Here is a 22,330-nt window from a genome sequence, read left to right as displayed (position 1 = left end):
GCATATAACGGGCGTACCCACGACGTTCGAGGTGGCGGCCGCGGCGGTGCGCGGCGCCGCAACCAGGATCTGCTGCGCGAGGACCGTCTCCGGTGGGTGAGCTCGCTCAGCGGCTCGGCTTGACGCAGCCGGGTGCCTCGAAGCACCTGCGCGTGCTGCGCGAGGCCGGGCTGGTCCGGGTGCGTCGCGAGGCGCAGCTGCGCTGGTACGAGCTGGACGACGAGCCGCTGCGCGAGATCGACGCGTGGCTGCGGCCCTACCGCGCGCTGTGGGCCGGCCGCCTCGACGCCCTCGAGCGGCACCTCGATGAAAACCGGGACGAAAACCCGCCTGGAACGCCGAGGCCAACGGCGCGCGGCAGCGGGAGCTGCTGAGCCACTCGGGTGTCGGCGGGGAACAGGCGGCCGACGTGGTCCGTGACCTCGTCCGCGACCTGGACCTTCCCGCGACCCTCGGCGCCGTCGGCGTCGGCCCGGCGAGCGAGGACGAGGTGGCCGAACGCGCGATGAGCACGCCGTGGGTGCCGCGCAACCCGCGCCCCATCGACGGTCCGCACCACGTCAAGGAGATCCTCGCCCTCGCCCGGTGACCCGCGATCACGGGGTGAACGTGGCCGCTCCCGGCACCGCGTCGAGCAGCTGGCGCGTGTAATCGTCGGAGGGCGAGGACAGCACCTGGTCCACCGGGCCGTGCTCCACCACCCGGCCCGCCTGCATCACCAGCACGTCGTGGGCCAGCGAACGCACCACGGCGAGGTCGTGGGAGATGAACAGGTAGCTCAGGCCCAGCTCCTGCTGCAGAGCCGACAGCAATCCGAGGATCTGGTCCTGCACCAGCACGTCCAGGGCGGACACCGGTTCGTCGCACACGACCAGCCGCGGCCGCAGAGCCAGGGCCCGTGCGATCGCGACGCGCTGGCGCTGACCGCCCGACAGCTCGTTGGGGTAGCGCTGCGCGAGCGAAGCCGGCAACGCCACCTGGTCGAGCAGCTCGGCCACCTGCCGGCGCCGCGAAGCCCGGTCGCCGACACCGAACGTGCGCAGCGGCTCTGTGACGATGCGCTCCACCGTCCACATCGGATCGAGCGACGCGTATGGGTCCTGGAACACCGGCTGCATCGCGCGCCGGGCCGCGCGCAGGCGGGCGCCGCGCAGGCCGACGACCTCGGAGCCGTCGAGACTGATCGTGCCCGACGTCGCGGGCACCAGGCCGAGGACCATGTGCGCGGTGGTCGTCTTGCCCGAACCGGACTCGCCGACGATCGCGGTCGTGCGGCCGTGGCCGACGGTGAACGACACGTCGTCGACCGCGCGCAGCGTGCCGCCGCGACCGCGCACGCGGTACTCCTTCGACACGTGCGCCACCTCGAGCACCACGTCCGAGGCCGGGGCGGATTCGTGCATCGGGCCGGTGAGCGACGGCGCGGCGGCGACCAGCCGCCGCGTGTAGGGCTCCTGCGGCTCGTTCAGCACGGCTCGTGCGGGTCCCGTCTCCACGACTTCGCCGTCGGACATGACCACGACCCGGTCGGCCCGGTCCGCCGCCAGCCCGAGGTCGTGGGTGACGAACAGCAGTGCCGTGCCCAGTTCCTGCGTCAGCTTCTCCAGGTGGTCGAGGATCTGGCGCTGCACGGTCACGTCGAGGGCGGACGTCGGTTCGTCGGCGATGAGCAGGTCGGGCCGGCAGGCCAGGCCGATCGCGATGAGCACGCGCTGGCGCATGCCGCCCGAGAACTCGTGCGGGTACTGCCGCGCGCGCCGCGCCGGCTCGGGGATGCCGGCCTGCCCGAGCAGCTCCACCGCGCGCGCCCAGGCTTCGCGGCGAGTGCACATCCGGTGCGCCACCAGGGTTTCCGCGACCTGCCGGCCGACCCGGGCGACGGGGTTGAGGTTCGACATCGGATCCTGCGGCACGAGCCCGATCTCGCGCCCGCGCAGCCGGCGCAGCCGTTTCTCCCCGGCGTGCGTGAGGTCCTCGCCGCGCCACCGGATCGTGCCGCCGGTGACGCGTCCCGACCCGGGCAGCAGGCCGATGATGGCGTGTGCGGTGGTGGACTTGCCGGAGCCGGACTGGCCTACGACGGCGACGCGTTCGCCGGGGTTCAGCGTCAGGCTCGCGCCACGCACCGCGGCGGTGCGGCCGAAGGACACGTCGAGGTCGCTCACTTCCAGGAGCGGCTGGGTCATGTTCGTCCCCTTCACCGGGTGCTTTTCGGGTCCAGTGCGTCGCGCAGGGCGTCGCCGAACAGGTTGAAGCCCAGACAGATCAGCGCGAGCGCGACACCGGGGAAGATGCCGGGCCAGGGCGTGCGGAACAGGTACTGCTGCGCGTCCGAAAGCATGATCCCGAGGCTCGGGGCGGGCGGCTGGATGCCGAGCCCGAGGAACGACAGCACCGCCTCGCCGATCACCGCGACCGGCATGATCACCGTCGCCTGCACGATGATCGCCGACAAGGCGTTGGGCAGCACGTGCTGCCCGAGGATCCGCCACGGCCCGGCGTGCATCGTGTGGGCGGCCAGCACGAAGTCGGTTTCCTTGAGCCGCAACGTGTCCGCGCGCACGACCCGCGTCATGGTCGGGATCTGGGCGATACCGAGCGCGATCGCCGCGTTGGTCAGCCCGCCGCCGTTGATGGCCGCGAGCCCGACGGCGAGGATGAGGAACGGGAACGCCAGCATCAGGTCGGCCAGCCGCGAGATCAGCGAGTCGAGCCGGCGCCAGTACCCGGACAGCAGGCCGAGCGGCACGCCGACGATGACCGCGAACAGCACCGACAGTGCCCCGACCTCCAGTGACGCGCGCGTCCCGTAGAGCACGCGGGACAGGATGTCGCGGCCCAGGTCGTCGGTCCCGAGCGCGAACCCGACCGTGCCCGGCTGCTGGAACGGTGTCTCGAAGTGCACCTCCGTCGGGGCGTAGGGCGCCAGCAGCGGCGCGAACACCCCCGCGATGACCACGATCAGCAGCAGCACGCCGCCGATCACGCCCATCGGGTTGTGCAGGAGCCGGCGTCCGACCCGGCCGCGGACGCGGGCGAGCGGCACGGGGGTTTCGGCGGCGATCGTCATCGGGTCCTCCCGGAGACTCGCATGCGTGGATCGATGACCGTGTAGAGGAAGTCGACGAGCAGGTTGATCACGATGTAGGCGGTGGTGATCACCAGCACCACGGCCTGGATCACCGGGTAATCGCGGGTGAAGACCGAATCGAGCGTCAGCTTGCCGATGCCCGGCAGGCTGAAGATCCGCTCGGTGACCACCGCGCCCGCGATGAGCCCGCCCAGTTGCAGGCCGACGATGGTGGTGACCACGATAAGGCTGTTGCGCAGGCCGTAGCGGAAGATCACCGCGCCGCGCCCGAGCCCCTTCGCCCGCGCAGTGCGCACGAAGTCGGCGGTGAGGGTCTCGACCATCGACGAGCGCGTCTGGCGCTGCACCACGGCGGCGTGCGTGAGCCCGAGGATGATCGCCGGCAGCGCGAGGTAGTAGATCCCGCGCAGTGGCTGGTCGAACGGCGACACGTAGCCGGACGCCGGGAACCACCGCAGCTGCACCGAAAGGTAGAGCACGGCGAGGATGCCGAGCCAGAACGTCGGGACCGACAGCGCGAACAGGGAGAAACCGTTCGCGCCCCACTCCGGCCAGCGGCCGCGGAACACCGCCGCGACGACGCCGGCGAGCATGCCCACCAGCACCGCGACGAGCATCGCGAACACCGCGAGCTGCACCGTGACCGGCAGGGTCGCGCCGATCATCTCGCTCACCGGTGTGCCCGTCCGCACCGACTTGCCGAAGTCGCCGGTGAGCGCGTGGCCGACGAACTTGAAGTACTGCACAGGCAGTGGCTGGTCCAGGCCGAGCTGAGCCCGGACGGCGGCGATGGCGGCGGGGTCGGCTTCCTCGCCCGCCATGGCGATGGCCGGGTCCCCCGGCAGCGCGCGCACGCCGATGAACACGACGATCGACGCGAGCACGAGCGTCACGACCGACTGCCAGAGGCGGTGGAACAGGTAGCGCACCACGGCTCAGCCCTCCTGGTTCGCGAGGAACGCGGCCTTGCCGAGCCGCACCACGCCGTCGGCGTACACCTGGATGCCGGTGACGCGGGTGGAGTGCACGGTGAGGTTGCGGACCCGGTAGGTGTAGACGATCGGGTTCTGCTGCTGGATCAGCTGCACGGCCTTGCCGTAGAGCGCGGCGCGCTGCTTCGTGTCGATGCTGCGCGACGCGTCGGTCAGCAGCTTGTCCAATGCGGACGAATTGAAGCCGCCGTAGTTGCCGCCTGAGCCCGTCGAGAGGAACCGCGACGTGTTCGCGTCCGGGTCGATGCGGCCGGACCAGCCGAGCATCAGCGCTTCGAACGTGCCGCGCTTTTCCACGTCCAGCAGGGTGGAGTACTCCACCGGCACGATCTTCACGGCGAACCCGCCCTCGGCCACGCTCGCCTGCAGGGCCTGGGCGTAGCGCAGCTGGTCCTGCGTGTTGGTCACCTGCAGCTCGATCGGGAACGGGATCTGCACGCCCGCCTGCTGGAGCAGCTGCCTCGACTTGACCGGGTCGAACGCCGGGCAGGCGTCGCTCGCGGGCGAGGAATACGGCGTCTTCGGCGCGATGGGGGAGCACGCGGGATCGAACCAGTTGTTGAAGACCGTGTCCACGAGCGTGCGACGGTTCAGTGCGAGCGAGAACGCCAGGCGGATGCGCGGGTCGTTCGCGACGGGTTTGTCGATGTGCTTGGTGGGTTTGCCCACGCCGTCGACGTTTCCGGTGTTGAACGTGACGCTCTGGTACCCGAGCGACGGGGACTGCAGTACCTTGAGGTCCGGGTCCTGGGCGAGCGCGTCGACGTCCTGCGGCGAGATCGTGTCGGCCACCTGGATGTCACCCGAGCGCAGGTTCGCCGCGCGGATGTTGGCGTCGGTCATGATCCGGTAGGTGATCGAATCGAGGTGCACGTCCTTGGCGTCGTAGTACAACGGGTCACGCTGGACGTCGATTTCGGTCTGCGGCACGCGTTTCACGAACTTGAACGGCCCGACGCACACCGGGTGATCGCCGAAGTCGTCGCCCTCCTTCGCCAGCGCGGCGGGGGACATGATCATGCCGGCGCGATCGGCCAGCGCCGCGGTGATCGGCGCGAACGGACGTTTGTAGTGCAGCACGACGTGCGACTCGTCGGGCGCGTCGATGCGACTGATCGGGCCCATTTCGCTTTTGCGCTGCGAAGTCTTGAGCTCGAAGTGCCGGCGCAGGCTCGTCGCGACCGCGGGCGCGTCGAAGGGGGTGCCGTCGGCGAAGACGATGCCGGTGCGCACGGGGATGGTGACGGTCGAGCCGTCCGGCGAGATCGACGGCAACGCGCTGGCCAGCTGGGGCACGACGTTGCTGGTGTCGTCGATGTCGTAGAGCTTCTCGCAGATCGTGGTCATCACGTAGCGCGTGTACAGCGAGCTGGACGTCGTGGGGTCGAGCTTGTCGGGCTCGTTGGACAGACCCATCACGAGGTCGCCGCCGTGCTGGACCGGTTGGCTGCCGACGGGAGTGCCGAAGTCGTCGCGGTGGTCGCCGTGGGCGCTCGCGTGCTGGACGGGCACGCACGCCGTGAGAGCCATCACCGCCAGCCCGGCCAGGAGGGGGAGCAGGGACCGAGGAGACATGGCTCACAACGTACGTCCGTTTTTCCCCGACCCCGTTTCCGGATCGTTAATCCGTGTTAAATCGTTATGCGCAAAAAAGGCACGCCGAAAAGCGGACCCGCGCACGGGCCCGCTTTTCGGCGGGAAAGGCTCTATTATCGTCCGGCCGCGTAACCCTGCATTCCCCGGGGGTTCGCCGCGGCGGACAGCACGCCGGTCTCCGGGTCACGGGCGACGGCGCACAACCTCCCTTCGGACCAGGGTTCTCCGACGGTCACGACGTGGCCCCGGTTCTGCAAGCCGGTGATGACATCCTCGCCGATCCGTGATTCCACGGTGACGCTTCCGGCGGCCATCGCACGCGGGTAGAACGAGCCGGGGAAACTGTCGTTGTGCCAGTTCGGCGCGTCGATCGCGCCCTGCAGATCGAACCCGCTGCGCACTTTTTCGCGCAACGCGACGGCCAGGAAGAAATGCACGCTCCACTGGTCCTGCTGGTCGCCGCCGGGCGTGCCGAACGCCATCACCGGCACGCCGTCACGCGAGGCGAGCGACGGGGTGAGCGTGGTGCGCGGGCGCTTGCCCGGGGCGAGCGAGTTGGGCAGGCCCGGGTCGAGCCACGCCATCTGCAGCCGGGTGCCGAGGGGGAACCCGAGTTCGGGGATGACCGGATTGGACTGGAGCCAGCCGCCGCTGGGCGTCGCGGCGACCATGTTGCCCCACCGGTCGACGACATCGAGGTGGCAGGTGTCGCCGCGCGTCGCGCCGTCCTTGGCGACGGTCGGCTCACCCGCGCCGGTGGCCGACTGGACGGCGCCGCCGCCGGCGACGTACCGGGCGTGCCTGCTCAGCCGTGGTTCCCGGCCGTCGGGGCTGCCGGGGCGCAGCTCGTGCGACGCGCGCTCGCCGATCAGCTTGCGGCGGGTTTCGTTGTAGGCGGGGGAAAGCAGCGCTTGGACGTCGACGTCGGAGCCGTCGCCGTACCACGCTTCGCGGTCGGCCATCGCGAGCTTCGTGCCCTCGATGAGCGTGTGGTAGTAGTCCGGCGTGGCGTAGTCCAGCTCGTCGGGCAGGAGCGCGAGCTGCTGCAGGAACACCGGGCCCTGGCTCCACAGCCCGGCTTTCGCGATGGTCCAGCCGTTCCAGGTGTACGTGACCGGGTCTTCGTACGTCGCGCGGAAGGCGGCCAGGTCACCTCCGGTCAAGGTGCCCGAGTGGCGCTCGCCGGAGGTGTCCATGGTCGGCTTCGCGGCGAAGTTCGCGATGGCTTCGGCGATGAATCCCTCGCGCCAGGTCTTGCGGGCCGCCTCGATCTGCGTCTCGCGGCCCGGGCCGGCGGCTTCGGCCTCGGTGACGAGCCGGCGCCAGGTGTCGGCGAGTGCGGTGTTCTTGATGACCTCGCCGGGCTTCGGCGCGCGGCCGCCGCTGAGGTACAGCTCGGCCGAGGTGGTCCATTCCGTCTCGAAGAGCTCGCGCACGGTCTCGACGGTCGAGCCGACGCGGTCGACGGCGGGGTGGCCGTCTTCGGCGTAGGAGATCGCGTACTTGAGGACGTCGCGCAGTGGCTTCGTGCCGTGGTCGTGCAGCAGGAGCAGCCAGGCGTCGACCGCGCCGGGCACCGCGGCGGCCAGCGGGCCGGTGCCGGGCACGAGGTCCAGGCCGAGTGAGGCGTAGTGCTCGATCGTGGCGCCGGCCGGCGCGGGCCCCTGTCCACAGAGGACCTTCGGTGTGCCGCCCGCGGGCGCGATGATCATCGGCACTTCGCCGCCGGGCCCGTTGAGGTGCGGCTCGACGACGTGGAGCACGAAGGCCCCGGCGACCGCCGCGTCGTAGGCGTTGCCGCCGTCTTCGAGAACGGCCATCGCGGCGGCCGAGGCGAGCCAGTGGGTGGACGACACCATGCCGAAGGTGCCCTGGAGCGTGGGACGCGTCTGGAACATCCCTGCATCGTCGCGCGGTCCGTGCCGGACGTCAAAGACATGTATGACACCATTCCGATAGCGTGGTGCTATGGAACGCCGTCAGCTCGAGTACTTCGTCGCCATCGTCGAGCACGGCGGCTTCACCCACGCGGCGCGGGCGCTGCGGGTGGCCCAGCCGTCGCTGTCGCGCGCGATCGCCAAGCTGGAGCACGAACTGGGTGTCGCGCTCTTCCACCGCGTGGGCCGCAACGCCGTGCTCTCCAGCGCGGGCGAGTTCATGGCCGACCGTGCCCGCCTGGTGCTGCGCGACCTCGACGCCCTGCGCGCGGCGGCCCGGGCCGTCGGCGACGGCCTCGCCGGGCGCGTCGACGTGGCCGCCACGTCGTCGTCCGCGCTCGAACCGGTGATCAGCATCATCGCCGACCTCCGGGAGCGCCATCCGGGCGTGCTGGTGAGCACGTCGTCGGCGCTGTCGGCGGCGGAGGTGGTGGCGATGGTGCTGCAGGGGCGCTGCGAGGCCGGGGTGTGCGGCAGCGCCGAGCGGCCCGCCGGCCCAGGCCTGGTCGCACACCACCTGCGGGACGAGGAGTTCCTGCTCGTCGCACCACCCGGCTCCGGCGTGGGGGACCCCGTCGAGTGGGCCGACCTGCGCGGCCTGCGCTTCGTCGTCACCAAACCCGCGACGGCCGTGCGCGCGCTGTTCGACCGCATCGCCGCGACCGTCCCGGACGTCGCCATCGCGGCCGAAGTGGGCGACCGCAGCGTCGTCCTCCCGATGGTCCTGCGCGGCATCGGCGCCGGCCTCATGCCCGACGGCTGGGCCGACCTCGCCCGCCGCGCCGGGGCAGAGGTCGTCCGGTTCTCCCCGCCCGAACGGCTACCGCAATGGCTGGTCCACCGCTCGGGCCCCATCACAGCCGCGACGCAGGCCTTCCTGGACACCACACTCGCGGCCCGATGAGGCTGGGCAAGCGATTCAAGCTTGTGGAGGATGTGCCCATCAGCGATGACGACCTACTGTCGATCGGGTAATCGACTCTGCACGTCCAGTGATGGGAACCAGTGTGGTCCAGCCTGGTGACTTCACCGCTTTGGTCGCGCTGCGCGTCAAAGAGGGCGAGCTGATGGCGATCAACAACGCGAACCGCGCTGCCCATTTCCGGCCCGTGCAGCCCCTGCTCCAGTTCGAGGCCGGCGCGCAGGCGGAGAAACAGCTCGAAGACGTCATCACGGCCGTCCGGACACTCAACGGATTCGGCCGCGCGGTCATGCTCGATGCCTCCGAGGACGCAGCCTTCGGGGTGGCTGGAGCACTGGGCGAGACAGCGAACCGCTTGGCCGACGAGGCTGATCTTTCCGGCCACCGGGGATTCATTCCCGTGGCGCGCTGCGACGCGAACGACAGGCAGCTGACCATGCTGGGTGAGCTGTGCCGCGAGCTCGGTGCCGGAGGCGTCCTCCGGGTACGAGAACCTGTGGTGATGGCGAGCACTGTCGAGCGCCTTCTCGCGGGGCTGCGCCTTGGTTGCGAGGACCTCGATCTGATCGTCGATCTTCAATACGTCCCGAAGGTCACCTCCGCTCTGACCGATCAAGCCGGGGAAATCATTCGGACGTTCGCGGCTTTCGGTCCCTTCCGATCGACGACGCTGCTCGCCGGCTCCGTCCCCGGCACCTTGTCCCACACCAAGGTCTGGGAAGAGCCGCGGATCGAAGAAGAGCTCTGGCACGCACTCGTGGCTGCCGGCGCCGGTGGTCTCCGGCTCGGCGACTACGGAGTAGTGCACCCGGTGCCCGGTGACGGATTCCGCGCCAAACACGTGACCCTCCGCTACACCTGCTGGGACCATTGGCTCTATTCCCGCGAACGCATCCCCGAACGAGACGACGAGACCGGCCTGGCATCGACGGAACCGCCTCGCGCTCGCACCTTCCGGGCTGTGTGCCGGAACGTGGTGCAGTCCGAGGACTACTCCGGTCCGGGTTTTTCGTGGGGTGACCGCGCGATCAGCGACGCGGCGGAAGGGCGAGGTCGTGGCCTCGGTTCGAGCAGCAAGCCGGTCGCCTACGCGACCTCGCACCACCTCGCCTACCTCGCGAGCCGCGCCGCTGCGTAACCGGCTTCAGCTGAACGTCGCCGATGCCAGCATCCCGTCGAAAGCCGCGTCTAGGGCCGAGGTGGCGGAGTGTTCCACGATGAGGATCTTGCTCTGCGGGAGCCACCACATGCGGACCTGGTTGTTCTGCGCCGGATCCTGGCAGGTCTCGGCGAAGCGCGCGTACTCGGCCTTCTTCGGGCCCACCGGGGCGAAGCCGTGTTCGAGGACCGTGCTGCCGGTGGCTTGGGAGGCGACGCCGGGGTCGGAGGTGGGGCCGAGGCAGGACGGGACGTCGGTGCCGGGGTACCAGCCGAACCGGCGGGTCGGGCTGGGGAGGGTGACCAGGCCGGCGCCGGCGGCTTCCCGCAGGTCCAGGATCTTGCCCTCGCACGCGAAGGACGCCGACTGCAGGCACCCCTCGTAGCCGGGGTCGCGAGACTCCACGGCGTACTGCGTGCCGGCGGGGAGCGTGACGGTCATCGTGGCGATGGTGGCCGTGGCGCCGTCTGGTGAAGGGTACGACGAAGAAGGCCTCGCCGGAGCCTCGTTCGCCGCGGGAGCGGCGGGCGAAGCCTGACCGGTGATCGTCTGGGCGCAGCCGGCCACCGTGAACGCCGGCACCACCATCGCCGCGCCCAGCCAGGATCGTCTTCGCACCATTCCCCCTCTCTGCGGACCGTCCAGCGCCTTCGACGCCGGGCGGGGCGAACGGTTCCGCCCGGCCGCCGCGAAGGACATCGTGCGGAGCGGGGGTGTGGTTACGCGGTGGGCTCGGTTTTTTTCGATCAGCTCCGGCGGGCCTGCGCGCACAACGCGCGATGAATACGGCTCGGCACGGCGGAGTCCCCGGCGGGGACTCGACACGCGGCCGGCGTCAGCCGGCCGGCTCGCGGTTGAACAGCCGCTTCGACCAGATGTAGCCGCCCAAGGTGAGCACGGCGCACCAGCCGAGCGCGAACCACAGGTGGCTCCCGAGCGGCTTGCCCATCAGCAGCGCGCGCAGCGTCTCGATGATCGGGGTGAACGGCTGGTACTCGGCGATCCAGCGCAGTCCGGCCGGCATCGAGTCGGTGGGCACGAATCCGCTGCTGAGGAACGGCAGGAGCAGCAGCGGCATCGGCAGGTTGCTCGCGGTTTCGACGCTCTTGCTCACCTGGCCCAGCGCGACCGACAGCCAGACCAGCGCGAACGTCACCACGACCAGGAACCCGGCCGTGGCCAGCCAGCCGCCCACGCCGGCCGTGGGCCGGAAGCCGACGAGCAGGGCCACCCCGTTCACGATCGCCAGGTTGAGCATCGTCTGGATCACGCTGCCCAGGACGTGCCCGGTCAGCACCGAGACGCGGGCGACATGGTGCGGAAGCGCGCGATGACACCTTCGGTCAGGTCCACGGAGACGGAGATCGCGGTGCCCTGGACGGCGGCCGTGATGGTCATCAGGATGATCGCCGGCGCCACGTAGTTCGCGTACTCGACGCGGCCACCGGCCGGCTCGCCGAGCCCGGCGCCGAGCGTGCCGCCGAACACGTGGACGAACAGCAGCAGGAAGACCACGGGCATCCCGACGAGCATCACGGTCATCGACGGGCACCGCAGCGTGTGCTTGAGGTTGCGGCGCAGCATGGTCGCCGAGTCGCGCAGCGGGTGGAACCGCGGTGGGGCGGCGAGGACCGGGGTGCTCATCGGGTGGTTACCTGCCCGTGGGTCGGGGTGCCCGTGAGGGCGAGGAAGACGTCGTCGAGGTCGGGGGTGTGCACGGACAGCTCGTCGACGTCGAGGGCACGACTGTCGAGCTGGTCGATCAGGGTCTTGAGCGACCGCAGGCTGCCGTCGTCGGGCACACGCAGGGTGAGCGCGTCGGTGTCGCGGGTGGCCTGGTGCAGCTCGCGCAAGGCGGTGTCGAGGCCGGCCCGGTCGGCGAAGCGCAGGCGGACGTGCCCGCCGGGGATGCGGCGCTTGAGCTCCTCCGCGGTGCCCTCGGCGACGACGCGGCCGTGGTCGAGGACCGCGATCCGGTCGGCCAGCTCGTCGGCTTCCTCCAGGTACTGCGTGGTGAGGAAGATCGTGACGCCGCCGGTCACCAGCTCGCGGGTGATCTGCCACATGTTCCGGCGGCTGCGCGGGTCGAGGCCGGTCGTGGGCTCGTCGAGGAAGATCACCTGAGGGCTGCCGACCAGCGTCATCGCGAGGTCGAGCCGCCGCCGCATGCCGCCCGAGTAGGTCGACGCGGGCTTCTTGGCTGCGTCGGTGAGGTCGAACTGCTCGAGCAGCCGCGTGGTGCGCTGACGCCGCTCGTCGCGGTCGAGGTGGTGCAGATCCGCCATCAGCTGCAGGTTCTCTTCGCCGGTGAGCAGGTTGTCCACGGCGGAGAACTGCCCGGTGACGCCGATGGCGGCGCGGACGGCGTCCGGCTCGCGATCGAGGTCGTGGCCCGCGACCCGGACGGCACCGGCGTCGGCACAGAGCAAAGTGGACAGGATGTTGACCGTGGTGGTCTTCCCGGCGCCGTTCGCGCCGAGCAGCGAGAAGACGGTACCGCGCCGCACGTCGAGGTCGAGACCGTCGAGCACGACGTGGTCGCCCAGCTTCTCGACGACGTCCAGCTTGCCTTCGTGGTCGAAGTGCACCGGCATGGCTGCGGACCGGTGGGTGGTGGTGTCCTGGCCCTTGCGGACGCGGCCGGTCAGCAGGCCTTGCGCGAGCGGGCTCCACACCAGGGTGCCGATGCCGTAGCGCTCGCACACCGGCAGCACCTCTCGCTCGATGCTCCGGTTGACGATCGAGTACGGCGGCTGCTCGGTGCGGAAGCGCTCGAGGCCCAGTCGTTCGGCGACCCACTGGGCTTCGACGAGCTCCGAAGCGGGGAACGTCGACGTGCCGATCGCCCGCACCTTGCCGCCGCGGATCAGGTCGGTGAGCGCGGACAGCGTCTCCTCCACGTCGACGCTCGGGTCCGGGCGGTGGATCTGGTACAGGTCCAGGTGGTCGGTCCGCAGCCGGCGCAGCGAGTCCTCCACGGCCCGCACGAGCCACCGGCGCGAGTTGCCCCGCCGGTTCGGGTCGTCGCCCATCGGGAAGTTCGCCTTGCTCGCCTGGACCACGTCGTCGCGGCGGCCCGCGAGCGCCTTGCCGGCGATCACCTCCGGCTCGCCGCCGGAGTACACGTCCGCCGTGTCGACGAAGTTGACGCCCACGGCGAGTGCTTTGTGGATGATCCGGATGCAGTGGTCGTGGTCGGTGTTGCCCATGGCGCCGAACATCATGGCGCCCAGTGCGAACGGGCTGACCTTGATCCCGGTCCGGCCCAGTGTGCGGTACTTCATCGGTCTCCTCGGAAGCGTTCGCCGGAACCATCGTTCCGGTCCTCCCGGGAAATCAGCGCGGCCGGGGGCGGGCCAGCGAGATCGTCTCGGGTTCTTGCCCGATCCTCTCGGCTTGCGCGGCGCGGCGTCCCCCGCTCACGACGGCGAGCAGCGCACCGGGTTCTCCAGCTCCGCACACGGCCGGTCCCCGTGCGACCGGATGATGTCCGCCCCCACCTGGTCGGTCAGGTAGCGCAGGAAGCTCGCCGGCAGGGTGGCGGCTCCGACATCGCCGTAGGTGTAGGCGTATTCCGTCTGCCAGAAGGGATACGCGCCGTGGTCGGCGGCCTCGAGAGTGGCCGCCTGGCCGTCGATGCGGACGGGCACGAGGTCGGCCCGCCCGGTTGCCGCGCCGAGTTCGCTGTAGCCGATGGCGCCGGACGTGGCGGCCACGGTGTTCAGCAGGTCGTCGGTGTCGCTGCGGCGGCACCGGATGACGTCGGCGGTCGCGGTTTTCGGTTCGACGCAGTCGTTGGAGTTCTCGCCCGGTTCGACGGTGCCGAGCACCCGCTGCTCGAACGTCGTGCGCGTCCCGGAATCCGATTCGCGGTCGATCAGGCGCACCGGGCGGTCGTTGCCCCCGACCTGCCGCCAGTTGGTGACCTGCCCGGAGAACACGGCCTTCACCTGCGCGAGCGTCAGATCCTGCACACCCGCGTCGCGGTTGATCACGAGGGTGAAGAGCAGGAACGCGATCGGGCGCGGCAGTAGTTCGGGCTGCCGGTTGCCCTTGACGCCGTCGGAGAAGGCCAGCACGCCGGCGTTCTCGGCCTGGTTAAGGGCGTCCAGGCCCTGCGCGCTGCCGTGGGTGTCGAGGGTGAACACGGCGCCCGGGCACGTGCGCGTGTACGACGCGGTGGCCTCGGCGAGCACCGGGGTGAAGGCTGTCGAGCCGGTGATGCGCACGGTGCCGCTCGCGCAGTCCAGTGGCGCCGGCTTCGGCACGACCAGCGAGTACACGAAAGGCTCAGCGAGGCAGACCGCCACGAGCGCGTAGATCAGCACCGTGATCCAGCGCGGGATTCCGGTGCGGCTCTTCGTCTCGCTGATCCCGCCGCGCCCGACCCCGCCCTTGATGCCGGCGACGACCTCGGGCTCCCTGAATTTCGTCCCCTCGTCGCCGCCGGCGCGCTCCAGCACCACGAGCACCTTGAAGTGCTGCCCGCGGTTCAGCTGCGTGCGCGGCAGCTTGATGGTGCCGACGGCGCCGCGCGGCTCGGTCTTGTTCTCGTAACCCAGACCGGAGCCGTCGCTGAAGTTGTCGCGCAGGAACTGGTCGCTCAGATCCGTCACGACCATGCCCGCGACCCGGCGGCCGTGGAACCGGATCGTCACCCCCGCGTCGTGCTTCTTGTTGGCGACGTAGTCGTCGTGGTCGATGTTCGTGGAGCCCGTGTTCTCGATCCGCAGCAGTACGAACGACGGTTCCACGAGCGGTTTCCCGCTCTCCTGCTCGAGCTGCCGCCACGTGCCGGCGTGCTGCGAGGTGGCTTCGAGCCGCGCGGTGGTGTCCATCTGCACGCGGTAGCCGAGCCGCTTGCGGCCGACGAGGACGAACTCCCACAGGAAGGCGAAGATCGGGACGAGAAGGCCGACGACGGCGAGAACGCTCTGCCACGGGAAGTCGGACACGAGCCCTCCGGTGCGCGGGGACAGGGACCGATGAACCTACTGAGCCCGCGCGGGCGACCGGGGCGGATCGCCGTTCAGTTCGGCAAGTGTTCACCGGACGGTGACGGGTTCGGGTGCTTTCCCGGCGCCGGGAACGGAAAACCGTCCGCGAACAGCCGGGCCACGCGGGTCGTGGCCGCCGCGAGCACCAGCAGGACCAGCCCGTAGAGCTCGAACGACTCGGTCGCCAACCGCCACCAGCCGCCCGACCCGTTGTGGTCGGGCGCGGGGTCGAACCACATCGGCGCCACGGCGAACAGCGCGGCGCCGACTGCGCCCGACGCGAAGGCCCACCACGCGAGCCGGCGATCGGCCGGCCACGCGCGCACGCCGACGCACCCGCACACCAGCAGGATCGGCACGCACCACGTCCAGTGGTGCGTCCACGAGATCGGCGACATCAGCAGCCCGCCCACCGCGCACACCACCACGGCGAGCGCCGGCTGCCGGACACGCGCGATCGCGAGCGCCGTCAGCGCCAGCAGCACCACGACACCCGCGAACCACCAGGCCTGCCCGTCGATGCCGAGGCGCTCCAGGAATCCCCGCAGCGACTGGTTGCTGACGTACTCGGTGCCGACCGAAGCGTCGATCTTGAACACGTGCTCGGTCCAGTACGACGCGGACGTCGCCGGAGTGACCAGCCACGTGATCGCGCTGATGACCGCGAAGCCTGCGACGGTGCGTGCCGCGGCCCGGAAGTCCTTGGTGAGCACGAAGAAGAGCACGAACAGCAGCGGCGTCAGCTTGACCGCAGCGGCCAGCCCGGTCAGCAGGCCTCTGGTCCGGGAGCGCCCGGGCGCGAGCGCGTCGACGACGACGAGCGCCATGAGCAGGATGTTGACCTGCCCGAAGGTGAGGGTGCGCCAGATCGGGTCCAGGACGATCCCGGCGAGCTGCGCGCCGTACGCGGCCGGCAGCGCCGCATCGGTCCGGCCGGTCAGCGACCGGACCACGAAGTACGCCGTCACGCCGACGGCGATCACCGAAACGGCGGTGAGCACGTGCATCGTCACGGCGAACGGCAGGACGGTGGCGGGCAGGAACAGCACGGCGGCGAACGGCGGGTAGAGGAACGGCAGGCTGATGTTCTGTGACGTCGCGAGCGGCGTGCCGTAGAGCGGCCGATCGGTGAGCAGGGTCTTCGCGCCGCCGAGGTAGACCTCCAGGTCCAGCCCGGGATAGTGGCGCAGCGCCAGCACCAGCGCGACGACGACTGCTTCCCCGAGCAGGACCAGACCCCAGCGCGGACGCAGGTCGGCCAGTGACAAAAGTCTCTCCCCCCGATGCCGTTCCGGACGATCTTAACGATCACGGCCGTCCGCGGCGAACGGGGATCAGCAGCCGCGGTCCGCTGACCTGGTCGTTCGCGTGTGGCTGTCCTCACACGACGTGTTGTCACGCCGCGCTGCAACCACGCGGTCTTCGTACTGGACAAGTACCTCGCAACCAGAGCCGGGAAAAGCCGTGACGCAGCGGAGTCGAGATGGCGAAAACCGGGATCCGCGGAAAAGCCGTGATGCGGCAGGCCGTGCGCGGCGCCCGGGCAGCCGGCGCACCGGCCACCTGTGCAAGCGAGTCCGTCGGAGTGTGAGAAGGAGGAGCATGAGCGAGGCACGTGCCACCGAACCGGCCGTCGAGGAGCTGGGGGCGGGAGACCCGAGGTCGGAGAGCGAGCTGTTCCCGTTGCTGCGACAGCTGCGGCCGCACCTGACGCGTGAGCAGTTCGGCGAACTGGTGACCACCGGGCACGAGCAGGGCTTGCGGTACTTCGTCGCATACGCCGGCGGGGCCGCGCCGGCCGCGGCCGGATACCGCCTGCTGGTGACCAGCTGCGGCCGCCTCCTCTACGTCGACGACCTGATGACCGCCGAGGAGGCGCGCTCGACCGGCGTCGGCAGGCGGCCGATGTCCGAAGTGGAGCAGCCGGCCCGGCGGCACGGCTGCACGCGGCTGGAACCCGACTCGGGAGTGTCGAACACGGCCGCGCACCGGTTCTACATCCGCAACGAGTTCGACCTCATCGCCTACCACTTCGCCGTGGCGGTGGCCCGCTAGGCGAGCCGGCGCAGTTTGTCCCGATCGGACACCCGCGGGACGCCGGTGCGGCCCAGGCCGACCTCGGACGAGCACCCGTGCCAGTGCTCGCCGAGGGCCGACCGCCGGCGCGGGCGCCGTTGACTTCGGCGCCGCGGAACCGGCGCCGGGGTACTGGGCGAGCGGCCCGGTACCGGACCGGTCGACCCGCTCGGCGCCGGTGACGGGTCGCGGCGGGGCGCAGCCTTGCCGCCGCCGTCCCAGAGCGTGCCGTGTGGGGGAGCGGGCCCGGCAACGCGACCCGGTCGCCCGTGCGGCGGTCGCGAGGAACCGCTCCACCACCTCGCGGTCCACGCCGGGGTCGGTGGAAAAGCGGTCGCGGCCGGTCGCGAGGTGCGTCGAGCCGCTGCGGTGCAGCCGGCGGGCGGGGGCTTCGCGCGGGCCGAGCGCCTCGCCGATCTCCTCGCACGGCAGCTCCAACGCCGCTCGGAGGATGGACACGGCACGCTCGGGGCACCGCGAAGCAGTGCCCAAGCGCAGGGTCGCGACCGACAGAGTGTCGCGCTGGGCGGCGGTGTCGGCGGGACCGTGGGGCTGCCCGTCGCCGGTGCCCACGGGCTGGGGGCAGCCACGGGCCGACGTAGGTCTCGTGCCGCCGGTGGGCCAGACGCAGGCTGTCGATCGCGAGCCGGGAGACCACCTTGATGAGGAACGGGCGGGGTACCGCGACGGCCGAACGGTCCACATCGGACCAGCACAAGCCACGATTCCTGCACCACGTCCTCGGCGTCGGCGAGGGGGCCGAGGACCTGGTGGGCGGCGCCCGGTGGCACCGGCGGTGCTGCTCGAACTCCGCACTGCCGGCGGCGGGGACCACGGTGGGAATGCCGGGGCGGCCGGCCGGACCGCGGTGGTCACGCGTCCAGCGACTGGCCTGGGGAGTGTTGATCGCGATGCGGCTGCGCGCGGTGGTCATGACGGCCGCCATCACGAGGTCGGCCACCTCCTTCGCCGATCAGATCGCAAGCGCCTCGTCCCACACGTCGTCGGGCACTCCGTGCTCGCGGATCTTCGTCACGGCGCCGGTCAGACGCTCCAGCATGTGCTGGTTCATCTCCGGCCGGTCCTCTCATGCCGTTCCAGGGCAGTGGGACGACGGGGCGGGGCTCGTCCGGTGTGCCGGATCGGCCGGGGAAAGGGTTGGATCACAGGGCTTCGGGTGTTGCGCTGCGCCAGGCCCGTCCAGAACCGCAGCGCGGCCCGGTCCAGCTCCAGTGCCGGCTGCGACGCGTGATCCCTCCCGCGGGTTCCGGCGCGCGATCCGGTTTTTGTGCAGCTCGACCTGTTCGGCCGCGAGCTGCGAGATGTCGGCGGGCTCCGCGAGATCGCTGAAGGCCAGCTTCAGCCACGCCACGCTGCGGATTTCACCCCGGCTCCGTCCCCGGCCCGCTCAGCCATTCGCTCAGCGCCGCCCGTCCCGTTTCGATGAACTCGGTACGTCTTGCGCGGCCGCCCGGAAGTCTCCTGGACGCCTTCCAGCAGGCCCTGCTCCTGCAACCGCCCGGAGATCGCGTACAGCTGCGCGTGGAAGATGGGCCAGTACTGCCCGATCGACCGCCGCAACTCCTGCTTCACCGCATACGGCGTGGTCACGCCGAGCTGCGCGATCATGCCGAGCACCACGTATGCCGTCGCCGTGAGCTCGCGCGTTCCCGATGCCATCGACATCCTCGCCCGGTCCAGTAGTCACAGTGAGACTACTGCAGGACAGTGGCTCGATGAAGCGCTTGATCGCGGCGCGTCGGACACGGGCGGCGTCGGCCCACGAGTGTCCGTACGCGAGGCGCGGCGTTTCCCGCCGCGGGGTTCAGCCCGGCAGCTGCTGTTCCGCGCTACACCACCACGTCGTGCGCCCGCCGACCTTTCCGCGCGCCATCGGCGCGTGGTCGCGCGGGCACTGCGCACCGGGTTTGCGGAAGGGGATCAGGGAGAGCGTGTGCACTCCGCCGTGCTTGACCGCGGCCGACACCGCGCTGCGGGTCGCGCGCAGGAGGCGGTCGACGTCGGCGCGGCCGAGGTCGTCGACGGGCAGGGCGGGGTGCACGCGGGCGCGCCACAGGATCTCGTCGGCGAGGAGGTTGCCGATGCCGGCGATCGCGTGCTGGTCGAGCAACCGGGCCTTGATCGGCGCGGACCCCTTGGTGACGGCCGCCCGGAACTGGGCGGGGGTGACCGTCGCGGCGTCGGGGCCGAGCAGTTCCAGTTGCGGGTCGAGCGTGACGCGGCCCAGCCGGCGCGGGTCGACGAGCAGGAGCGCGCCGCCGTCCTCGAACCTCAGCGTGAACCGTGAGAATCGGTAGTCGCCTGGCTCGCGGCCGCGTTCCCAGTAGTCGCCGCCGTCGATTTCGGCGCCGTCGCGGTCGGCGATCACGATCTTCCCGGACATGCCGAGGTGCAGGCCCAGTACGGGCCCGTCGTCGCCCGTCTCGCACCACATCGACTTGCCCCGCCGGTGCGCGGCCAGGAGCCGGTGGCCGAGCAGCGCGTCGCGGATCTCGCCGGGCTTGTGCGGGCGGCAGACGTAGGAGTCGGTGTCGTCCACGTCGGCGATCGTGCGGTCGAGCGCCGCGCGCTCGATCACCGAACGGGCGGATTCGACCTCGGGCAGTTCAGGCACGCGCGGCTCCGGGACAAGGGGATGTGGATCGCGGCCATTATCGGCTCAGCCCTGGAGGGGGGCGAAGTCCGGGCCGGTGAACTCCGGAGGCGCGGGTCCAGACCAGACGGAAAAGCAGGACGACTGAATAGTCCTCCTGCCACTTTCAACCTATAGCGCACCCCCGGTCTTGTGGCAAGACCCCGGTGGTCCTGCACAATCGTCGGCCTCGGCCTGCTTTCGCGGAATTCTCCGCCGGCGGCGACCATCGAAGTACGGGGGACGAAGAGTGGGTGGAACCGAGCTCGTGCTGGGCTTCGGGGAGATCGACGAGAGCCAGGTCGGCCTCGTCGGAGGCAAGGGCGCACATCTGGGGGAGCTTTCGCGGATCGAGGGCGTGCGGGTGCCGCCCGGATACTGCGTGACGACGCACGCTTTCCGCCAGGTACTGGCGGACGTGCCGTTGTTCGAGAGCGGGCTGGACCGTCTGGCGCGGCTGGATCCCGACGACCGGAATACGATCGCCACGCTGAGCGCGCAGCTCCGCGAGGTCGTTACCGCCGCCGCGGTTCCGGACGGCCTGGCAGCGGCGCTGCTCACGCCGCTGAGCGGGCTGGACGAAAAGGCGGCCTACGCCGTGCGTTCCAGCGCGACGGCCGAAGACCTGCCGACGGCTTCGTTCGCGGGCCAGCAGGACACCTATCTGAACGTCGTCGGGCCGGCGGCGATCTTCGAGCACATCCGGCTCTGCTGGGCCTCATTGTTCACCGAGCGGGCCGTGACTTACCGCCTGCGCAACGGATTCGACCACCACAAGGTGCACATGGCCGTGGTGGTGCAACACATGGTGGTGTCCGAGGCGTCCGGGATCCTGTTCACGGCCGACCCCATCACGTCGAACCGGAAGGTCACGAGCATCGACGCCGGTTTCGGCCTCGGCGAGGCGCTCGTTTCCGGGCTGGTGAACGCCGACGGCTACCGCGTGCGCGACGGCGAAATCGTCGAGAAGACGGTGTCGGCCAAGCAGCTGGCCGTCCACGCCGTGCCGGGCGGCGGCACGCGGCAGGACGCGGTCGCGCCGGAGCTGCAGCAGCAGCCGGCGCTGACCGACGAGCAGGTGCTGGAGCTCGAGCGGCTGGGCCGCCGGATCGAGGCGCACTTCGGCCGGCCCCAGGACATCGAATGGTGCCTGGCCGACGGCGAGTTCCAGATCGTGCAGAGCCGGCCGATCACCACGCTGTTCCCGATCCCGCCGGCCGCCGACGAGGGCAACCACGTCTACCTCTCGGTCGGGCACCAGCAGATGATGACCGACGCGATGCGCCCGCTCGGGCTGTCCGTGTGGCAGCTGACTACGCCGCGGCCCATGGCCGAGGCCGGCAGCCGGCTGTTCGTCGACATCACCGCGGGCCTGGCGACGAAGGCCGGGCGCGCCGGGTTGCTGGAGATGATGGGGGCCTCGGACCCGCTGATGCGCGACGCGCTGCAGACCGTGCTGGACCGCGGCTTTCTGCCCGAGCCGTCGGAGGGCGGGGCCGCGCCGTTGCCGTTCGGCGTCGCCCCGGAGCCGATCGCGACCGATCCGGCGATCGTCCAGGAGCTGATCGCGGAGACCAAGGCGTCGCTGGCCGCACTCGACCGGGACATCCGGGAGAAGAGCGGTGCGAAGCTGTTCGACTTCATCCTCGCGGATCTGCAGGAGCTTCGGCGGCTGTTGTTCAGTCCGCGCAGCCACCAGGTGGTCATGGCCGGGATGGACGCGACGACGTGGCTGAACAAGCAGCTGCGCGAATGGCTGGGCGAGGAGAACGCCGCCGACACGCTCTCGCAGTCCGCGCCCGACAACGTCTCCTCGGAAATGGGCCTCGCCCTGCTGGACGTCGCCGACGTCCTGCGCCCGCACGCGGAAGTGGTGGCGTTCCTGCGGACCGTTCAGGACTCCGAATTTCTGGACGACCTGCCCGCGCTGCCGGGCGGCAGCGAAGCACGGGACGCGATCCGGGCGTACCTCGACACCTACGGCATGCGGTGCGTCGGCGAAATCGACATCACTCGGCCGCGGTGGAGCGAACGGCCCAGCACGCTGCTGCCCGTGCTGCTCGCCGATATCGACAACTTCGAACCCGGCGCGGCCCGCCGGCGCTTCGACGAAGGGCTGCGGGAAGCGGCCAAGAAGGAGCAGGACCTGCTGGAGCGCTTGCAAGTCCTGCCCGACGGTGCGCGAAAAGCCGAGGAGACCAAAGCGATGATCGACCGGCTGCGGACGTTCATCGGCTACCGCGAATACCCGAAGTACGGCATGATCAGCCGCTATTTCCGCTACAAGAAGGCGCTGCTGGCCGAGGCCGGGCGGCTCGTCGCGGCCGGCGTGCTCGAGGCGCCGGAGGACATCTATTCACTGCGGTTCCAGGAACTGCACGAGGTTGTCCGCACCGGCGCCGCCGACGCCGAACTCATCCGCCGCCGCAAGGCACAGTTCGCGGCGGATCAAGCCCTCACCCCGCAGCGGGTGCTCACCTCGGACGGAGAGACCGTCGCCGGCAGCTACCGGCGCGAGGACGTGCCCGAGGGCGCCCTGCCCGGGCTGCCGGTGTCCGCGGGGACCGTGGAGGGCCGCGCCCGGGTGGTCTTGGACCTCGCCGACGCGGACCTGGAAGCGGGCGACATCCTCGTGACCGCCTACACCGACCCCAGCTGGTCACCGGTGTTCGTCACCATCGCCGGGCTGGTCACCCAGGTGGGCGGCCTGATGACCCACGGCGCGGTCGTCGCCCGCGAATACGGCCTCCCGGCCGTCGTCGGCGTCGACCAGGCCACCCGGCGCATCCGCGACGGGCAGCGGATCCGGGTGAACGGCACCACCGGCTACGTCGAACTCTTCTGACCCCGGCGGGCGCCGAGCGGCAGTGTCCGTACCGCTCGGCGCCCGCCGGCGCCGGAACCGAG

The 22,330-nt window shown here is 70.7% G+C and carries 16 protein-coding genes and 3 pseudogenes; 6 read left to right on the top strand and 13 right to left on the bottom strand.

The window, feature by feature from the left end; translation table 11 throughout:
• Positions 1-31: 31 nt before the first annotated feature.
• Both I6J71_RS21865 and I6J71_RS21860 read left to right on the top strand, forming a co-directional pair.
• A pseudogene (locus I6J71_RS21865) lies at positions 32-374 on the top strand (ArsR/SmtB family transcription factor).
• Entirely contained in the window at positions 368-589 is a 222-nt protein-coding gene (locus tag I6J71_RS21860; RefSeq protein ID WP_204097181.1) for an iron-containing alcohol dehydrogenase, read from the top strand. The pseudogene I6J71_RS21865 and the gene I6J71_RS21860 overlap by 7 nt, the downstream one beginning before the upstream one ends.
• A 7-nt stretch (positions 590-596) precedes the next feature.
• On the opposite strand, the gene I6J71_RS21855 is transcribed toward I6J71_RS21860, so the two are convergent.
• The 5 genes from I6J71_RS21855 to I6J71_RS21835 all read right to left on the bottom strand — a co-directional run bounded on the left by I6J71_RS21855 (position 597) and on the right by I6J71_RS21835 (position 7,577).
• A complete protein-coding gene (locus tag I6J71_RS21855) occupies positions 597-2,186 on the bottom strand; it encodes an ABC transporter ATP-binding protein (RefSeq protein ID WP_204096395.1) in 1,590 nt (529 codons plus the stop codon).
• Between the two features lie 11 nt (positions 2,187-2,197).
• On the bottom strand, positions 2,198-3,070 hold the full coding sequence (locus I6J71_RS21850) for an ABC transporter permease (RefSeq protein WP_204096394.1): 873 nt from the start codon (positions 3,068-3,070) through the stop codon (positions 2,198-2,200).
• Complete coding sequence (locus I6J71_RS21845; protein WP_204096393.1) at positions 3,067-4,023, bottom strand: ABC transporter permease; 957 nt, start codon at positions 4,021-4,023, stop codon at positions 3,067-3,069. The genes I6J71_RS21850 and I6J71_RS21845 overlap by 4 nt, the downstream gene beginning before the upstream one ends.
• A gap of 3 nt (positions 4,024-4,026) precedes the next feature.
• Positions 4,027-5,658, bottom strand: a complete 1,632-nt coding sequence (locus I6J71_RS21840) for an ABC transporter substrate-binding protein (protein WP_204096392.1) — start codon at positions 5,656-5,658, stop codon at positions 4,027-4,029.
• A gap of 134 nt (positions 5,659-5,792) precedes the next feature.
• Entirely contained in the window at positions 5,793-7,577 is a 1,785-nt protein-coding gene (locus tag I6J71_RS21835) for a gamma-glutamyltransferase family protein (protein WP_204096391.1), read from the bottom strand.
• Between the two features lie 70 nt (positions 7,578-7,647).
• Between I6J71_RS21835 and I6J71_RS21830 the strand changes: the two genes are divergently transcribed.
• The gene (locus I6J71_RS21830) at positions 7,648-8,520 is read left to right on the top strand and encodes a LysR family transcriptional regulator (RefSeq protein ID WP_204096390.1); all 873 of its coding nucleotides are present in this window, start codon (positions 7,648-7,650) and stop codon (positions 8,518-8,520) included.
• 91 nt (positions 8,521-8,611) lie between these two features.
• A complete protein-coding gene (locus I6J71_RS21825; RefSeq protein WP_204096389.1) occupies positions 8,612-9,676 on the top strand; it encodes a hypothetical protein in 1,065 nt (354 codons plus the stop codon).
• A gap of 6 nt (positions 9,677-9,682) precedes the next feature.
• Here the strand turns inward: I6J71_RS21825 and I6J71_RS21820 are convergent, their stop codons facing one another.
• The 6 genes and pseudogenes from I6J71_RS21820 to I6J71_RS21795 form a co-directional block, all read right to left on the bottom strand.
• Positions 9,683-10,318: a hypothetical protein gene (locus I6J71_RS21820; protein ID WP_204096388.1), complete on the bottom strand. Its 636-nt coding sequence runs from the start codon at positions 10,316-10,318 to the stop codon at positions 9,683-9,685.
• Between the two features lie 214 nt (positions 10,319-10,532).
• Positions 10,533-11,341, bottom strand: a pseudogene (locus tag I6J71_RS21815) (ABC transporter permease).
• Entirely contained in the window at positions 11,338-12,291 is a 954-nt protein-coding gene (locus I6J71_RS21810) for an ATP-binding cassette domain-containing protein (RefSeq protein ID WP_204097180.1), read from the bottom strand. Before I6J71_RS21810 ends, I6J71_RS21815 begins: the two are co-directional and overlap by 4 nt.
• A 72-nt stretch (positions 12,292-12,363) precedes the next feature.
• Positions 12,364-12,906, bottom strand: a pseudogene (locus I6J71_RS21805) (aldo/keto reductase); the annotation flags it as partial.
• A gap of 210 nt (positions 12,907-13,116) precedes the next feature.
• Entirely contained in the window at positions 13,117-14,652 is a 1,536-nt protein-coding gene (locus I6J71_RS21800) for a substrate-binding domain-containing protein (RefSeq protein WP_204096387.1), read from the bottom strand.
• A 74-nt stretch (positions 14,653-14,726) separates the two neighbouring features.
• Entirely contained in the window at positions 14,727-15,962 is a 1,236-nt protein-coding gene (locus I6J71_RS21795; protein ID WP_204096386.1) for a glycosyltransferase 87 family protein, read from the bottom strand.
• Positions 15,963-16,296: 334 nt separating this feature from the next.
• On the opposite strand from I6J71_RS21795, the gene I6J71_RS21790 reads away from it, so the two are divergent.
• A complete protein-coding gene (locus I6J71_RS21790; RefSeq protein WP_204096385.1) occupies positions 16,297-16,749 on the top strand; it encodes a GNAT family N-acetyltransferase in 453 nt (150 codons plus the stop codon).
• A gap of 1,380 nt (positions 16,750-18,129) precedes the next feature.
• Here I6J71_RS21790 and I6J71_RS21785 read toward each other — a convergent pair.
• Positions 18,130-18,450 (bottom strand): PadR family transcriptional regulator, encoded by a 321-nt coding sequence (locus tag I6J71_RS21785; RefSeq protein ID WP_204096384.1) that lies wholly within the window; start codon positions 18,448-18,450, stop codon positions 18,130-18,132.
• A gap of 145 nt (positions 18,451-18,595) precedes the next feature.
• Positions 18,596-19,405, bottom strand: coding sequence for an Fpg/Nei family DNA glycosylase (locus tag I6J71_RS21780; RefSeq protein ID WP_204096383.1), 810 nt, complete (start codon positions 19,403-19,405; stop codon positions 18,596-18,598).
• Positions 19,406-19,673: 268 nt separating this feature from the next.
• Here I6J71_RS21780 and rph point away from each other — a divergent pair, with 268 nt between their 5' ends.
• Complete coding sequence (gene rph / locus I6J71_RS21775; RefSeq protein WP_239155148.1) at positions 19,674-22,268, top strand: rifamycin-inactivating phosphotransferase; 2,595 nt, start codon at positions 19,674-19,676, stop codon at positions 22,266-22,268.
• Positions 22,269-22,330 lie beyond the last annotated feature (62 nt).

The organism is Amycolatopsis sp. FDAARGOS 1241 (assembly GCF_016889705.1).
In the GTDB taxonomy this organism is placed as follows: domain Bacteria; phylum Actinomycetota; class Actinomycetes; order Mycobacteriales; family Pseudonocardiaceae; genus Amycolatopsis.
This window is presented reverse-complemented; position numbering and strand designations above follow the sequence as displayed.

What these genes read in the sequence shown, in the direction of transcription:
- I6J71_RS21855 (WP_204096395.1), bottom strand. Translation starts at nt 2,186, where the DNA reads ATGACCCAGCCGCTCCTGGAAGTGAGCGACCTCGACGTGTCCTTCGGC.
- I6J71_RS21850 (WP_204096394.1), bottom strand. Translation starts at nt 3,070, where the DNA reads ATGACGATCGCCGCCGAAACCCCCGTGCCGCTCGCCCGCGTCCGCGGC.
- I6J71_RS21840 (WP_204096392.1), bottom strand. Translation starts at nt 5,658, where the DNA reads ATGTCTCCTCGGTCCCTGCTCCCCCTCCTGGCCGGGCTGGCGGTGATG.
- I6J71_RS21835 (WP_204096391.1), bottom strand. Translation starts at nt 7,577, where the DNA reads ATGTTCCAGACGCGTCCCACGCTCCAGGGCACCTTCGGCATGGTGTCG.
- I6J71_RS21830 (WP_204096390.1), top strand. Translation starts at nt 7,648, where the DNA reads ATGGAACGCCGTCAGCTCGAGTACTTCGTCGCCATCGTCGAGCACGGC.
- I6J71_RS21825 (WP_204096389.1), top strand. Translation starts at nt 8,612, where the DNA reads ATGGGAACCAGTGTGGTCCAGCCTGGTGACTTCACCGCTTTGGTCGCG.
- I6J71_RS21820 (WP_204096388.1), bottom strand. Translation starts at nt 10,318, where the DNA reads ATGGTGCGAAGACGATCCTGGCTGGGCGCGGCGATGGTGGTGCCGGCG.
- I6J71_RS21810 (WP_204097180.1), bottom strand. Translation starts at nt 12,291, where the DNA reads ATGCCGGTGCACTTCGACCACGAAGGCAAGCTGGACGTCGTCGAGAAG.
- I6J71_RS21790 (WP_204096385.1), top strand. Translation starts at nt 16,297, where the DNA reads ATGAGCGAGGCACGTGCCACCGAACCGGCCGTCGAGGAGCTGGGGGCG.
- I6J71_RS21785 (WP_204096384.1), bottom strand. Translation starts at nt 18,450, where the DNA reads ATGGCATCGGGAACGCGCGAGCTCACGGCGACGGCATACGTGGTGCTC.